Below are 13748 nucleotides of genomic sequence, written 5' to 3' on the forward strand. Positions count from 1 at the left end.
CCGCTCCTGTCAGGTTTGAAATAGTAAGGTAAACTGAAGTAATTTAAACCCGGCCGAAGCGGGTACGAAACCTGATTTTTCTCGGGTGAGTAAAGCGAAGGACGGGACTAATTAGCCGATGAAAACTGAAACCTGATTTCCAAATCAAAATATTGATTATAAAAATCGTTTTCTTTACATTTAACACCTTAAAACAAAACTATGTCGCCAACCATCCTACTGTGCTTTTTAATTGGTTATTTTTTAGTACTGATTGTTATTTCTTTCGTCACCTCCAAAGATTCATCTGATAATAATTCCTTTTTTGTTGCCAACAGAAACTCGAAATGGTACTTGGTTGCCTTTGGAATGATTGGAACAGCACTTTCTGGAGTAACATTTATTTCAGTACCTGGCGAAGTTGGTGCACCTGCAGGAAATCAGTTCCAATATTTTCAGTTCGTTTTGGGTAACGCAGTCGGATTCATTATCATTTGTACGGTACTTTTGCCACTCTATTACCGAATGAACCTGACCTCAATTTACAGTTATATTGAGCAACGTTTAGGTCATTACAGCTACAAAACAGCAGCTTCTATATTTCTTTTAAGCCGTACACTGGGTTCGGCAACACGGTTGTATCTGGTGGTAATTGTTTTACAGCGCTTCATTTTCGATAATTACGGCGTTCCATTTTGGTTAACAGTGTTAATTTCATTGGCCCTAATATGGTCTTACACGTTTAAAGGCGGTTTAAAAACTATCATTATTACAGATACTTTGCAAACGTTTTTCTTAGTATTATCTGTTTTTTTAACCATTTATTTTATTTGCAGCAGCTTAAATTTAAGCATTCCGCAAGCATTTGAAACGATAAAAGACAGCAGTTATTCGAAAATATTTTTCTGGGATGATTTCCTAACCAATAAGTGGTATTTCAGCAAACAGTTTATCGGAGGTATTTTCGTAACCATCGCCATGACGGGTTTAGATCAGGATTTAATGCAGAAAAACTTAAGCATGGGCACCATAAAAGAAGCGCAAAAAAACATGTTCACTTTTACAGGTGTGTTTGTAATTTTAAATGTTTTCTTCTTAAGCGTGGGTGCTTTATTGTATATCTTCGCCGCTAAAAATGGCATTGAGATTCCTCTTGACCATATTACGGGGAAACCTCGTACCGATTTGTTATTCCCTGAAATTGCATTGAACAACCTGGGCGCAGTACCTGCCATTATATTTATGTTAGGCTTAACCGCAGCTACTTTTGCCACCACCGATTCGGCACTGACTGCTTTAACTACCTCGTTTTGTGTAGACTTTTTAGGGATGGCAAAAGCCGAAAATGTAAACGCTAAAGATGCTGTAAAAAAACGCCACACTGTTCACGTGGCTTTTTCAATTTTAATGTTTCTGGTTATTATCGTAATCAATGCACTAAATAGTTCATCAGTAGTCAGTTTAATTTTCACTATTGCCTCCTACACTTACGGGCCACTTTTGGGCCTTTACAGTTTTGGTTTGTTTGTAAAAAAACGTGGCTTGCACGATAAATTAGTACCAATAGTTTGCATTTTATCCCCTTTTTTATGTTACTTGCTTTCAAGCTATTCAAAAGAAATTTTAGGAGGCTATGTTTTTAGTGTTGAACTGATTTTAATTAACGGTTTAATCACATTTATCGGCTTGCTTTTAATCAGCAAAAAAACTGATGCGCAAACCAAATTTTAATATTAGAATACAGTATATATGACGAGTGAAGAAAAAATTAGAAGCGCTTTTGAAAATAAAGATTGGCAGGAAATAAAGGTAACCGACTCCTGGCAAATTTTTAAAATAATGGCCGAGTTTGTAGATGGTTTTGAGAAATTGGCTAAAATTGGTCCTTGTGTTACCATTTACGGATCTGCCCGTACTGCAGAAACGAACAGATATTATCAGCTTGCCGAACAATGTGGTAAATTACTTACCGATCGCGGTTATGGGGTAATTACCGGCGGTGGTCCAGGGATTATGGAAGCTGGTAACAAAGGTGCACATACAAACGGCGGAAAATCTGTAGGTTTAAATATTGAGTTGCCGTTTGAGCAATTCCACAATAAATATATCGACCACAATAAGTTATTGGAATTCGATTATTTCTTTGTCCGTAAAGTAATGTTTATGAAGTACAGTCAGGGTTTTGTGGTTTTACCTGGCGGTTTTGGCACCATGGATGAGCTTTTCGAAGCATTAACGCTGATTCAAACGGGTAAAATAGCCCGCTTCCCAATCGTATTGTTGGGTAAAGATTACTGGAGCGGATTAATCGACTGGATTAAAGGAACAATGCTGCAGAAGGAACACAACATACACGAGGAAGATTTAAATTTATTCCGCCTTGTTGATACTGCTGAAGAAGCTGCCGAACACATTTTTAGGTTCTATGATAAGTATGTGCTTAAACCGAATTTTTAATCAGAATCAAAGGATTATTGACCAGAATTGAAGGGATATAAGATTCCCAAGATTTTGGACGTTAAAAAATTAAACCAGAATTACAAGATTTTACTTTGGGGTTTTATTTAGTGAATTAATCATTCAAAATTCAGTAATTATAAAAAGTGCTTGTTCTGCAGGCACTTTTTTTATGTTTAACATTTTGGTGTAACAACTTAGAATAACTTTAATCTAAATCGAAACATATTTCAAATGGCCAAGTTTATTGATTGGAAAAGCAATTGGTTTAACTCAAATTTCGAATTGTTTATTGAAGGAGTACAAAAAGGTGCAATTACATTTAGCACCTGGAAAAGTGATGCAGAAGCTACATTAGAAAACGAAAGCTATTTTTTCAAAAGTGTGGGATTTTGGAAGCCAAAAACAAATATAATTGACCAGAAAACGAATAAGGTTTTTGGGGTGATTACTTACGGTAATTGGAAATTCGAAGCAACAATTAATATGGAATCTGGAGCCGAATATGCCTGGAAACCGACCAGTTTTTGGAAATCGCAATGGTTGTTATCCAATAATAACAATACAAACATCATGTACAGTGCTGGTAAAAGAATGGGTTCGATAACAGCTGACACTGACAATAAATTGTTAATCGTTGCAGGATTATTTATTAAACAAATTTACAATAGAAGAGCGGCAGCAGCTGTTTGATAAATCGTTAATAGTAAGTTAGGATATAGGAAATTATAGCACCCTGTGGAAATGGAAAGGATATTAAATTGGAGAAAAGGGTTATTTGATAGTAATTATCAAGTATTTGAGGGTACTTACCTAAAATTTTCGATCAATTTTAGTTCATTAAAAAATTCGGCAATTGCCACCACTCAAAAAGGGATTTATTTATTGAGAAGTGATGGCTATAGCAATCCCGAAACCAAAATTTTAAATAGTAATCACGAGCTTCTAGCAACCATTAGATACGATTGGCTTGCATTTAAGGCGAGAGTAACGTTTGCAAATGGCGACAATTTTGATTGGAGTTATCAAAACAGCTGGTTAAGCAGGTGGTCGCTAAATAACCATACAGATACACAAATTATTTATAATTCATCTACCAGCAATGGCTTAATTCACGGCAATACCGACGATGACATGCTTTTTTTTATCGGCTTATTTATTCGAGAATATTATTCCAGAATTCTTTATGCGATGGTTTTAATCGTGCTTTTCATGTCTTTTATCCGTAATGTTTTCTACTAAAATTTCTTTGATTCTCTCTGTCGGGCGGGCAATCACGGCCTTATCTCCCGAAACTATAATCGGTCTTTCTATGAGAACAGGATTTTTCACCATGGCATCAATCCATTCTAAATCGGTTAAGTTTTTACCCTTATAATTTTCGATGTAGATTTTCTCTGTCTTACGAATCAATTCAAATGGCTTAATACCAAGTTTTTTGACTAGTTCAATTAATTGCGCCTTGTTTGGTGGAGTTTCCAGATAATAGATTACTTCAAAATCTCTATTACTATTTTCCAGTTCCCGTAAAGCCTGGCGGCTTTTGGTGCATCTGTTATTATGATAAATCTGAATCATTCTTACTCGAATTATAAACCGCTAACACCACCGCTCACTACCAATTTCATGGCATCTCCTGCGCTCATTTTTAAATCCTTAACCTTATCTCTTTTCACAATACAAAGCTGACCAGCAAATGAATAAGACAACGGAAAATAAACGGCGACATCGTCAGGAAGATCGAGTTTATGCAAATCATTTTGGGTTAAAAACCCAATTTTTTTCATTCCACCTTCAACTTCAACCAATACCGGATGATTAAATTTTTTCTCATCACCAACAAAAGCTTCGGTTAAATCTTTAATAGATGAATAAATGAAATTAAGCAAAGGCAAGCGATGCATCATGCGCTGAAACCAGTTATACATCGGCTCGGTTACCAAATTGGTTACGAAGATACCAGCCAATAAAATAATGGTTACAACAGTTAGTAAACCCAGACCCGGAATGTTTCTGCTTTCGCCTGTACGGGGATTTACACCCAGAATATTGTTTACATTTAGCCAGCTATCAACAGTTGTAACTGCCCAAACTACAATAAAAATGCTCACAGCGATGGGCACAACAATTAATAAACCTTTAATTAAATAGTTTAAAATGGCTTTCCCTACTCTGTTCATGCTGCAAATTTATTCAAAATTGTTCAATAGTTCATTAGTTAGCATGATGGATAAAATTTAAATGTTCATTAGTCATTGGTCATTGGTTCATTAGTTAGCATGGTGGATAAAATTAAAGTTCATTAGTCATTCGTCACTGGTTCATTAGTTAGCATGATGGATAAATTTAAAGGTTCATTCGTCATTGGTTCATTAGTTAGCATGGTAGATAAATTTCAATGTGTATTGGCACACATGCAATTATGCATCCAGACTGATGAACTAGTGCACAAATGACTAATAAACTAATTACCAATGAACTAATTACTAATAAACTAACCTATTCATAAAAATAAACCCTCTTTACTCGCTGTGAAATATTTGTAAGGATTTCATAAGGAATCGTGTTGATATCGTCTGCAAGCTGCATAATAGTATGTTCCTGATTGAAAACAATGGCTTCGTCTCCAGCTTTTACATCGAGGCCAGTAACATCCAGCATCGTCATATCCATGCAAATGGAACCTATGGTCGGCACCAAATGTCCATTGATGAGCATTTTACCTACGCCATTACCAAAAATACGGGCATAGCCGTCAGCATAACCGATTTTTACCGTCGCTATTTTTCCCCCATTTGGCATCACTCCTCTCCTGCTATATCCAACCGTTTCGCCCGCCGTTAAGGTTTTAACCTGCGTTACGGTTGTTTTAAGTACCATTACCGTTTGTAAGCCGCGGTTATTAGCTAAAGCAGCGTCGAAACCATATAAGCCTATTCCTAAACGAACCATATCCATTTGTCCGTTTGGCCAGCGGCTAATTCCCGACGTATTGGCAATATGAAGTAAAGGTTTGTAGCCTAAAACTGCTATCAGTTGTGTAGCAATGGAATTGAATTTTTCAATTTGTTGTTCAGTAAAACCATCGTGAAGGGCTTCTCCGCTTGCTACCAAATGAGAAAATATACTTTTAACGCTTAGCCGTTGCGAATTTTGTAAGCATATTGCTAAATTCTCCATATCGGCAGATTCAAATCCCAATCTGTGCATACCACTATCAATCTTAATATGAATAGGGTAATCGAAATCATAATCAGAAAGTGCATTCAAGAAGCTATTCAAAATTTCGAGACTATAAATCTCAGGTTCTAACTGATGTTTAATGATGGCTTCAAAAGCAGATTCTTCAGGACTCATCACCATAATAGGAAGTGTTATTCCCGCTTTGCGAAGGGCAATTCCTTCATCGGCATAGGCCACAGCCAAATAATCAACTTTGTGAAACTGCAATAAATTGGCAATTTCAAAACTTCCACTTCCGTAAGAGAAAGCCTTAACCATGGCCATAATTTTAACACCGGGTTTTATTTTCGAACGATAGAACTGCAGGTTGCGAACCATGGCATTCAAATCAATCTCTAAAACCGTATCATGGATTTTTTGAGTAAGCAATTTACTAATCCTTCCAAATTCATATCGCCGAGCGCCTTTTACTAAAATGGTTTCATGACTGAATTGTAAACCTGGAAATGCTTCAATGAAAGCATTTGTCGTTTCAAAAAACTGGGCTTCGGTGTTAAAGAGGCTTTCATATTTTGAAATGTGTGGGCCGATCCCGATCAAACGATTCACTTTCTTCTGGATCAATAAATCAGCAATTTCGGTATATAAATCCAGATCGTCCTGACCCGTTTCAAATAAGTCAGAAAGAATTACGGTTTTCTTAGGATGTTGATTCTGTTGATTGAGAAAATCTAGTGCAATGGCTAACGATGAAATATCCGCACTGTAAGAATCATCGATGATGGAGCACTGGTTAATGCCATTCTTAAGTTCCAAGCGCATACTCACATGACTTAATTTTTCCAAACGAAGATCAGCCTGTTCTGCAGAATAGCCTAAAGCGAGCAAGGTTGCCCAACAAATCATGCCATTTTCTATCGATGCCTTATCCTTAAAAGGTAACATGCATTCAATTTCCTGATCTTGATAAATCGCTCTTAAATAGCAATTCCCTTCAATCGGTTCAACAGCAGTAATCCGCAAATCGGCCATTTGGTTAGTGCTCCAACTAAAATGTTTTTTACCCGGTAAATCTTTTTCGTTGATTTCTGTCGTGTATTCTGGCGAATAGATCAGCAGATCCGTATTTGTAAATAACTTTAACTTTTCGGTCAGCTTTTCTTTTCTCGAACTAAAACCCTCTGCATGAGCTTCTCTAACATTGGTTAAAATTCCGATTTCAGGTTGGATCATTGCGGATAATGTTTCCATCTCGTTCACTGCAGAAATACCTGCCTCAAAAATTCCTAAATTATTATCTGCGTCGATTTGCCAAACAGAAAGTGGAACACCGATTTGTGAGTTGTAACTCTTCGGACTACGAACAATACTGTAATCGCTAGCCAAAAGTTGATACAACCACTCTTTCACAATGGTTTTTCCGTTACTACCGGTAACGCCGATACAGGTTAAATCAAATTTATTTCGATGATAAATAGCGAGTTTTTGTAATGCACTTAATGCGTTATCAACTAACAGGAAATTACAATCAGGATATTGTTGTAAATAGCTCGTGTCGGTAATCACAAAATTTCTGATCTCCTTGCTGTAAGCATCCTTTATAAACTCGTGTCCATCTCGATGGGATAATAAAGCAAAAAACAAGGAATTTTCAGGAACCAAAACCGATCTACTATCGATTACCAAATGCGTAATTCGTGCTTCTGTATTGAATAAATTTGCATCAGCATTTAAAATTTCAGCTACGGTAGAAATGGTATATATCGGATTCAACATGATATTATATTCAGGAAATTATGGTAATCGTTTTTATTTTTACGAAGTTCACCAATTAATTATGAAAACGGGTAAACAAGAAGCAGCAATATTAGATAAAAAACAGGCATTGGCCAAAGCTGAAAACTTTTGCGCTTACCAGGAACGTTCGCAAAAAGAAGTAAGATATAAATTGGTGGAATGGGGAATGCGTGGCGATGAATTGGAAGAAATTTTATCAGAATTAATCACCAACAATTTTTTAAACGAAGAACGATTTGCAAAGCAATATGCCTCGGGAAAATTCAACATTAAAAAGTGGGGAAGAATTAAAATTAAGCAGGGTTTGAAACTAAAAGGCGTTCCGGATAGAATTTTACAAAAAGCGCTATATAGTTTAGATGACGATGATTATATGCAAACCATAGAAAGTTTAGCCCTAAAAAAAGCAAGAACTTTAAATGAAGTTAATCCTTTAAAACGAAAAATGAAGCTAATGACTTATCTTCAAGGCAGAGGATTTGAAACTGATTTAATTTTAGTGGCACTGAAAGCCAGCAATTTAAACTAAATATTAAATTTTTAATAAAAAATCCCTTGACAGAAATATAAATCTGTCTATATTTGCAACACCAAAACGAAACAGCATATCGGTTTTGTTTAATGCGAAAGTAGCTCAGTTGGTAGAGCACGACCTTGCCAAGGTCGGGGTCGCGAGTTCGAATCTCGTCTTTCGCTCTAAATGCCTTCCTACCAGAGGGCATTTATTTTAAAAGGTTAATCGCCTGCTCGGGTGGTGGAACTGGTAGACACGCAGGACTTAAAATCCTGTGCTTTCAAAGGCGTGCGGGTTCGATTCCCGCCCCGAGTACTTCAAAAAAAATCGAACTAAAGCCATCAACAATGATGGCTTTTTTTGTTGATTCAACTTCTGAAGATGGATAAAAGAAGAATTATCAATCAACAAAAAATAATTTTTAATAATTTTTGAATCTGAAATTTATATTTCTATATTTGCAACCCCAAAGGGAATACAGCGATTGTATTATTCATGCGAAAGTAGCTCAGTTGGTAGAGCACGACCTTGCCAAGGTCGGGGTCGCGAGTTCGAATCTCGTCTTTCGCTCTAAATGCCTTTCCTACCGGAAGGCATTTATTTTAAAACATTAATCAACTCGATTTATCGGGATTGACTAATGCTCGGGTGGTGGAACTGGTAGACACGCAGGACTTAAAATCCTGTGCTTTCAAAGGCGTGCGGGTTCGATTCCCGCCCCGAGTACAATAAACAAATCGAAACTAAAGCCATCAGCAATGATGGCTTTTTTTATGCCTACATTTTTTTGAACTCACCCTTCTCACTAAGATAAGTTAGTCCATAAAAAAAGGCCTTCTTGTTAGGAAAGCCTTGAACTTTTATACAATTTGATAATTTACGTTTACTCTTTTGGGGTAGTTACTTTCTGACTCATTTAAGGATATAAAAGCAGCTTGATTATGAACTTCATTCTTTAGTGCATGTTCATAGTGAAATTGAATAGTTTCTTGATTATTTTTTGGTAAGTTTCTTGTCGCTTCGATTAAAAGGTTCCGATCATTTAAATTCTCTGGCAATAAGGTGATATCGCAATTTCCTTCACTTATTTCTTTAACTAGATATTTCATTTGTTTTTAACATTCGGCTCTTGTGTTAGTCTATTTCAAGAACGGGGCAAAATTAACGCTAGTGAATGTTTTATATGTAATCTAAAAGTTAATTTTAAGCAAAGCATTGTTACATCGGTTCCAACCAAGTTCATCCTATAATAAAAAAACTCCAGATGGTAGATCTGAAGTTTTCAAATGTTTTTCGGTAAATGTTTTTTATTTAAGCAAATATTTTATACTTCTTTCTGAACCTTAGGCTCTTCTGTACCCTCTTGTCCGTTTTTGAATTCTTTAATGCCTTTTCCTAAGCCTCTCATTAATTCTGGAATTTTCTTGCCTCCGAATAATAAAAGGATAGCAACGCCAAGAATTATCATTTCTGGACCGCCAAGTATTGCTGCAATGGTTGAATGTGTCATGTTTTATGGTTTAAGGTTTTTCTGAATGAATCTGTTTGTATATACGTTGATTAAACCATTATGGTTTCCAACAAAAATTAGGATGGAAGATTTAATTGATAATCCACACGCTTCAACAAATCATAAATATCAAAAGGCTTGGAAATAAATCCCTGAGCATTACAAGTCTTATTAATTTCTCCAATTTTTGCATGAGCACTCATCATCAGAACCGGAATATTTTTAGTACTATCAGCCGTCTTTAAACCACTACAAATATCAATACCGCTTCCATCAGGAAGCATTACATCGAGCAAAAATAGATCTGGTTTAAGATTTTTAGCATTTAAATTGAAGTCTTCTATACTTGCGAAACCTGTTACATCGTAATTCTCTTCTTGTAATAAAAGAATAATTACATCCCTAATTCCCTCATCATCTTCTAGCACACACACACTTTTTCCCATCTCCTTAATTTTATTCTAACCTGATCAATTTTAAATATTTAGAAACCAATTAATTAACCAACAATGAAATGAATTGTTTTTAAAATTTTAGCGCCTATTAGAATAGAATGAGAAAACTGCAGATGAAGGCACTACTTTTTGTTCTTTAATTTCTCCTCTAACATTTTAATAAAGAATCCGCCAATTACACTTCGGGCCGTAAAATTTTGCCTTCTGGCATCTTTGGTTTCATGCCAATCACTCATTGGTACCCTATCTGGCGTTTCAATAGCATAAGTATACACTGGCTCAATTATAGCTTCAAAATCCTTTCTATCCGATGCTAAGGTAGCTGTCCAGGTGATCCAGTCAGATTTCGTATAAGTTTTACGACTATCCAATGGCAAGCCGTATTTTGTCTGTTTTGTTAAATAGAATTTAATTTCTTTATCATAAACCGATTGCGGGAATAAGCCAAGATTTAACACTTTATCCCAAACCAGATTATATTTCTGGCTCCATGTATTTTTGTCGTTAAAAGTTAAGGCATAATGATCACCCGCATCCGCTAACTCCATCCACTTTTTAGCCATCTCTTTGGCCATTTCAGTATATTTATTCCCTGTTGCCGTTTCACCAAGCATGGTTGCCAACATCCCATATCCGCCTAAGGCAACGATCGCTTTAACCGATAAGTTTGCATTTCTGGCCAGGTGACCGGCAAAATCATCAGTGGATAATTGGTTGGCCGGATCTAAACCTTCTTTGCTTAAATACTCTGCCCAAATGCTTAGGGTTTTCCAATGCTTTTTAGCATAACTGGCATTAACTTCGGTTTTAGCAATGGCAGCCATTAAGATTAACATATTTCCCGATTCCTCGATTGGCATATCTTCTCCATAAGTTTGGCCATTTGCTAATGGATAAGTCCCTAAATCATGTGCTGAATAAGGTTTGGTCCATTTGCCGCTTTCGCTGAAATAAAATATTCCGTTCATCATGCCTTTAACCAATTCAGGATTATAAATTAAAAACAAAGGTGCTGAAGGATAAGTAATGTCAACCGTTCCGATAGATCCATTGCTAAAATTTTCTTTAGATAGAAATAGTAACTCGCCACTTGGGCTTTGCACCAATTTGTGGGCAGAAACCGCTTGTCTGTAAGCCAAAATACATAACTGTGCATATTTCTCTCCTCCACTTTTTACAGCATCCTGATGTAATTTCTGATCAAAAGCCTTGCATTTTTGCGTCACTTCAGAATAATGGGCACTGGCCTTTTGCAGCTGGTTCTCGATCGTTTCCTTACCGGTGGTATTCCACCATGGTTTTAAATTGGTATGAAAGTATTGTAAAGAATAGAGGTCATCGTAGCCCAACATCACATAATTTTCCCTTTCTGTAGCCCCCACTTTTCCTAATGGAATAATAGTATTCAAAACCAATTGTTCGCCCTGTAATTCATTTTGTTTGAATTGTTTGCCCGTTAAAAATGTGGTTAATGCATTGCTGACACTTGAAATGTTTTGAATGCTTTTATAACTAGCTGGCGTAGCAACGTACATATAACCCCAATCTATCCTCACGTCATCGCCCGCTCTTTTTAGTATAGGTTGCTCAATGGTACCCGCCCTTAATATAGAAAGGGTTGCAGTGCCATATTTCTTTGCTTCAACCTTCTGGAAAGCACTATGCGTTGCGATATTGGTTGATGCCCCGTAATACAGTTTTACCTCATGTTGTTTTCCATCATTGGCTTTAACTTTAGTGGTGATGTAGGAAACTGGCCTCGAAAGAAGATCCAGATCGTTCATTAAAAGTGGAGATGTGAATGTTAAAGTCAAATCAATTTTACCACACCTAACTGTATAAATGGTTTGTGTAGCATTAAAGGTTAAGCTTTTTTGTATTGCTTCTTCGATCTTTGTGGCATTGGCATCGGTAGGCTCTTCTACTAAACCATAATCTAAAAATGATGGCCCTCCGGTATTTTTGGCATAAACGGCTAGCACATTTTTCCCGGTTTTCAAAAGTGCTTTATCTAAGGGGATATAAACAAATTTGCCCTCCACCTTGGGTACATTGTAAATTTCCTGACCATTTAAGTAAGCTATGGCATTGTCATCATGTTTAATTTTAAAAAAAAGCTTGTCGCTGTTTATATTTTTTAGCGTAAAAACACGTCTTGTCCAAACTTCATCCTTGCTCCATAATGTTCTTACCTGTGATTTTTCACTACCAACTGGCCCCATTCCCTTCTCCCATTTACTATCGTTAAAACCTACATTAAACCAATCTGCATCTGGCTTGCTTTCTGTAAATGACAATTCCATTGGTTTTTCATCGGCGGTAGGTAAAATAGAGCGATAAACTTTTTCTGATTGACCCAGGAAATTATAAATTTTTCCATCAACATTAATCATCCCAGTGAGCGATTGGTTGGCACCAGTCCAGTGTTTGGTTGTACTTTTGTGCAAAGAATCTGATGAGGACCAAATGCTAAAATAAGGATCGTGGGTAATTAAAGGATAAGCTGGTGCCGATCTTTGTTGTGCAAACACAGCTGTATAGCTTACTAGAAGTAGCACTAAAATTTTTCTCATAACATATTTGGTAAAACGTTTAACTAGCATCCAAAGTAAGTAATCAAAGTTTACTTTCGCATTTGTTTTCAATTTGTTACGAAAGAAAAAAATTATTTCAAGAAAATTACACCGGTAATTTGTCGCATCCGCCCTTGCCGGAATGTGATTACTTCAATTAGCTTTACATAAAAATTAAATCTCAAGAAATGGAAACTAAAACACCAATAACAATAGAAGCCATTATTAATGCGCCAGTAGAAAAAGTTTGGAAATACTGGTCGGAACCAGCGCACATTACAAAATGGACCTTCGCAGCGAGTGATTGGCATGCGCCTTATGCCGAAAACGATTTAAAAACAGACGGGAAATTCAAAACCCGAATGGAAGCAAAAGATGGCAGTATGGGTTTTGACTTCGAAGGAATTTACAGCAAAGTAGAAAAGCATAAACTTATTGAATATGGCTTGGGCGATGGAAGGCAAGTGAAAATCACTTTTGAAGAAACAGATGGTAAAACAAAAGTCATTGAAACATTCGATCCAGAAAATCAGAACCCGATAGAAATGCAGCGAGACGGCTGGCAGTCCATTTTAGATAATTTTAAAAAATATACGGAAGAGAACTAACATAAAGAGCGCTTTCAAACCTAGAAAGCGCTTTTTGTTAACCTGTTTTTAGCCAGCCAGTAATGCTCATCCTTTGTTTGTTGGTTACTAAAACCTCATGAGCCAAATCGGCACTTTTAAAAAAAACACCTTTGCCGCTAACTGGAGAAATATTCTGCTGTGCATCATTTTGGTAAATGCGAAGCTCTCCCCCATCCTCAATTTTCCAATCTGCATTTAAATACAGAATTAGTGAATATTGTCGGCTGCCATTGTTTTGAAACTGATCTATATGTTTCTTGTAAAATGCTCCTGGTTGATAAAGCGTGTAGTGAAATTCGTAGCCAGTAATGCCCGTGTAACAAGTATTATTTAAGTGAAGCACAAATTTATCCATCAAATCGAAAAACTCATTTTCGTATGGGTTATTATGTCTCCTATCCAGCCAATAAATTACATCACTCCTAACGAGTTTGTTCTGAACAACAATTTTATTGTTACCAATGCCAGCGCTGAGAAGTTCTTTATTTTGAAAAAGATGAATTAAATTGGTCTTTAAATGAGCAGCGAGAGCGATACTAAGAAAATTTTCTACAACACCAACCTTATCTTCGATATAACTATCTATAAGGCAATCGAATATCTCTGTCAATAAGTCAACGTTAATTAGAACAACACGTTCAAAACATTACA

The 13748-nt window shown here is 36.4% G+C and carries 14 protein-coding genes and 4 tRNA genes; 10 read left to right on the forward strand and 8 right to left on the reverse strand.

Annotated features, from left to right (window positions below):
• Positions 1-201: 201 nt before the first annotated feature.
• The 4 genes from ACZZZC_RS16635 (at position 202) to ACZZZC_RS16650 (ending at position 3678) form a co-directional block, all read left to right on the forward strand.
• The gene (locus ACZZZC_RS16635; protein WP_463483177.1) at positions 202-1710 is read left to right on the forward strand and encodes a sodium:solute symporter; all 1509 of its coding nucleotides are present in this window, start codon (positions 202-204) and stop codon (positions 1708-1710) included.
• An 18-nt stretch (positions 1711-1728) separates the two neighbouring features.
• Entirely contained in the window at positions 1729-2436 is a 708-nt protein-coding gene (locus ACZZZC_RS16640) for an LOG family protein (RefSeq protein ID WP_029289075.1), read from the forward strand.
• Between the two features lie 234 nt (positions 2437-2670).
• Positions 2671-3129 (forward strand): hypothetical protein, encoded by a 459-nt coding sequence (locus ACZZZC_RS16645; RefSeq protein WP_463483178.1) that lies wholly within the window; start codon positions 2671-2673, stop codon positions 3127-3129.
• 51 nt (positions 3130-3180) lie between these two features.
• Entirely contained in the window at positions 3181-3678 is a 498-nt protein-coding gene (locus ACZZZC_RS16650) for a hypothetical protein (RefSeq protein WP_463483179.1), read from the forward strand.
• On the opposite strand, the gene arsC is transcribed toward ACZZZC_RS16650, so the two are convergent.
• The 3 genes from arsC to ACZZZC_RS16665 all read right to left on the reverse strand — a co-directional run bounded on the left by arsC (position 3634) and on the right by ACZZZC_RS16665 (position 7395).
• Positions 3634-4014 (reverse strand): arsenate reductase (glutaredoxin), encoded by a 381-nt coding sequence (arsC, locus tag ACZZZC_RS16655; RefSeq protein WP_463483180.1) that lies wholly within the window; start codon positions 4012-4014, stop codon positions 3634-3636. The two genes, ACZZZC_RS16650 and arsC, sit on opposite strands and share 45 nt — an antisense overlap.
• Positions 4015-4025: 11 nt before the next feature.
• Positions 4026-4616: a DUF502 domain-containing protein gene (locus ACZZZC_RS16660; protein WP_265802049.1), complete on the reverse strand. Its 591-nt coding sequence runs from the start codon at positions 4614-4616 to the stop codon at positions 4026-4028.
• A 319-nt stretch (positions 4617-4935) separates the two neighbouring features.
• The gene (locus ACZZZC_RS16665; RefSeq protein ID WP_463487721.1) at positions 4936-7395 is read right to left on the reverse strand and encodes a bifunctional UDP-N-acetylmuramoyl-tripeptide:D-alanyl-D-alanine ligase/alanine racemase; all 2460 of its coding nucleotides are present in this window, start codon (positions 7393-7395) and stop codon (positions 4936-4938) included.
• Here ACZZZC_RS16665 and ACZZZC_RS16670 point away from each other — a divergent pair.
• The 5 genes from ACZZZC_RS16670 (at position 7394) to ACZZZC_RS16690 (ending at position 8656) form a co-directional block, all read left to right on the forward strand.
• Complete coding sequence (locus ACZZZC_RS16670; RefSeq protein ID WP_463483182.1) at positions 7394-7945, forward strand: regulatory protein RecX; 552 nt, start codon at positions 7394-7396, stop codon at positions 7943-7945. The two genes, ACZZZC_RS16665 and ACZZZC_RS16670, sit on opposite strands and share 2 nt — an antisense overlap.
• A gap of 94 nt (positions 7946-8039) precedes the next feature.
• Positions 8040-8112 (forward strand) — tRNA-Gly (locus ACZZZC_RS16675).
• 49 nt (positions 8113-8161) lie between these two features.
• A tRNA-Leu gene (locus tag ACZZZC_RS16680) sits at positions 8162-8245 on the forward strand.
• Between the two features lie 182 nt (positions 8246-8427).
• Positions 8428-8500: transfer RNA gene (locus tag ACZZZC_RS16685), tRNA-Gly, on the forward strand.
• Between the two features lie 72 nt (positions 8501-8572).
• Positions 8573-8656, forward strand: a tRNA-Leu gene (locus ACZZZC_RS16690).
• 134 nt (positions 8657-8790) lie between these two features.
• On the opposite strand, the gene ACZZZC_RS16695 is transcribed toward ACZZZC_RS16690, so the two are convergent.
• From ACZZZC_RS16695 to ACZZZC_RS16710, 4 genes are all read right to left on the reverse strand, one after another.
• Positions 8791-9039, reverse strand: a complete 249-nt coding sequence (locus ACZZZC_RS16695; protein ID WP_265797569.1) for a hypothetical protein — start codon at positions 9037-9039, stop codon at positions 8791-8793.
• Positions 9040-9254: 215 nt separating this feature from the next.
• Positions 9255-9440, reverse strand: a complete 186-nt coding sequence (locus ACZZZC_RS16700) for a Sec-independent protein translocase subunit TatA/TatB (protein WP_056849829.1) — start codon at positions 9438-9440, stop codon at positions 9255-9257.
• 77 nt (positions 9441-9517) lie between these two features.
• On the reverse strand, positions 9518-9886 hold the full coding sequence (locus tag ACZZZC_RS16705; protein WP_265797572.1) for a response regulator: 369 nt from the start codon (positions 9884-9886) through the stop codon (positions 9518-9520).
• Between the two features lie 131 nt (positions 9887-10017).
• Positions 10018-12468 (reverse strand): glutaminase family protein, encoded by a 2451-nt coding sequence (locus ACZZZC_RS16710; RefSeq protein ID WP_463483184.1) that lies wholly within the window; start codon positions 12466-12468, stop codon positions 10018-10020.
• Between the two features lie 188 nt (positions 12469-12656).
• Here ACZZZC_RS16710 and ACZZZC_RS16715 point away from each other — a divergent pair, with 188 nt between their 5' ends.
• Complete coding sequence (locus tag ACZZZC_RS16715) at positions 12657-13076, forward strand: SRPBCC family protein (protein WP_463483185.1); 420 nt, start codon at positions 12657-12659, stop codon at positions 13074-13076.
• A gap of 37 nt (positions 13077-13113) precedes the next feature.
• Here the strand turns inward: ACZZZC_RS16715 and ACZZZC_RS16720 are convergent, their stop codons facing one another.
• Positions 13114-13707 carry a 2OG-Fe(II) oxygenase gene (locus ACZZZC_RS16720; protein ID WP_463487722.1) on the reverse strand — a complete coding sequence of 198 codons (594 nt, stop codon included), beginning with the start codon at positions 13705-13707 and terminating at the stop codon, positions 13114-13116.
• Between the last annotated feature and the right edge of the window lie 41 nt (positions 13708-13748).

It is taken from the genome of Pedobacter sp. AC212 (genome assembly GCF_979258625.1).

Coding starts and splice junctions, on each gene's coding strand:
- ACZZZC_RS16635 (WP_463483177.1), top strand. CDS start 202: ATGTCGCCAACCATCCTACTGTGCTTTTTAATTGGTTATTTTTTAGTA.
- ACZZZC_RS16640 (WP_029289075.1), top strand. CDS start 1,729: ATGACGAGTGAAGAAAAAATTAGAAGCGCTTTTGAAAATAAAGATTGG.
- ACZZZC_RS16645 (WP_463483178.1), top strand. CDS start 2,671: ATGGCCAAGTTTATTGATTGGAAAAGCAATTGGTTTAACTCAAATTTC.
- ACZZZC_RS16650 (WP_463483179.1), top strand. CDS start 3,181: ATGGAAAGGATATTAAATTGGAGAAAAGGGTTATTTGATAGTAATTAT.
- arsC (WP_463483180.1), bottom strand. CDS start 4,014: ATGATTCAGATTTATCATAATAACAGATGCACCAAAAGCCGCCAGGCT.
- ACZZZC_RS16660 (WP_265802049.1), bottom strand. CDS start 4,616: ATGAACAGAGTAGGGAAAGCCATTTTAAACTATTTAATTAAAGGTTTA.
- ACZZZC_RS16670 (WP_463483182.1), top strand. CDS start 7,394: ATGATATTATATTCAGGAAATTATGGTAATCGTTTTTATTTTTACGAA.
- ACZZZC_RS16665 (WP_463487721.1), bottom strand. CDS start 7,395: ATGTTGAATCCGATATATACCATTTCTACCGTAGCTGAAATTTTAAAT.
- ACZZZC_RS16695 (WP_265797569.1), bottom strand. CDS start 9,039: ATGAAATATCTAGTTAAAGAAATAAGTGAAGGAAATTGCGATATCACC.
- ACZZZC_RS16700 (WP_056849829.1), bottom strand. CDS start 9,440: ATGACACATTCAACCATTGCAGCAATACTTGGCGGTCCAGAAATGATA.
- ACZZZC_RS16705 (WP_265797572.1), bottom strand. CDS start 9,886: ATGGGAAAAAGTGTGTGTGTGCTAGAAGATGATGAGGGAATTAGGGAT.
- ACZZZC_RS16710 (WP_463483184.1), bottom strand. CDS start 12,468: ATGAGAAAAATTTTAGTGCTACTTCTAGTAAGCTATACAGCTGTGTTT.
- ACZZZC_RS16715 (WP_463483185.1), top strand. CDS start 12,657: ATGGAAACTAAAACACCAATAACAATAGAAGCCATTATTAATGCGCCA.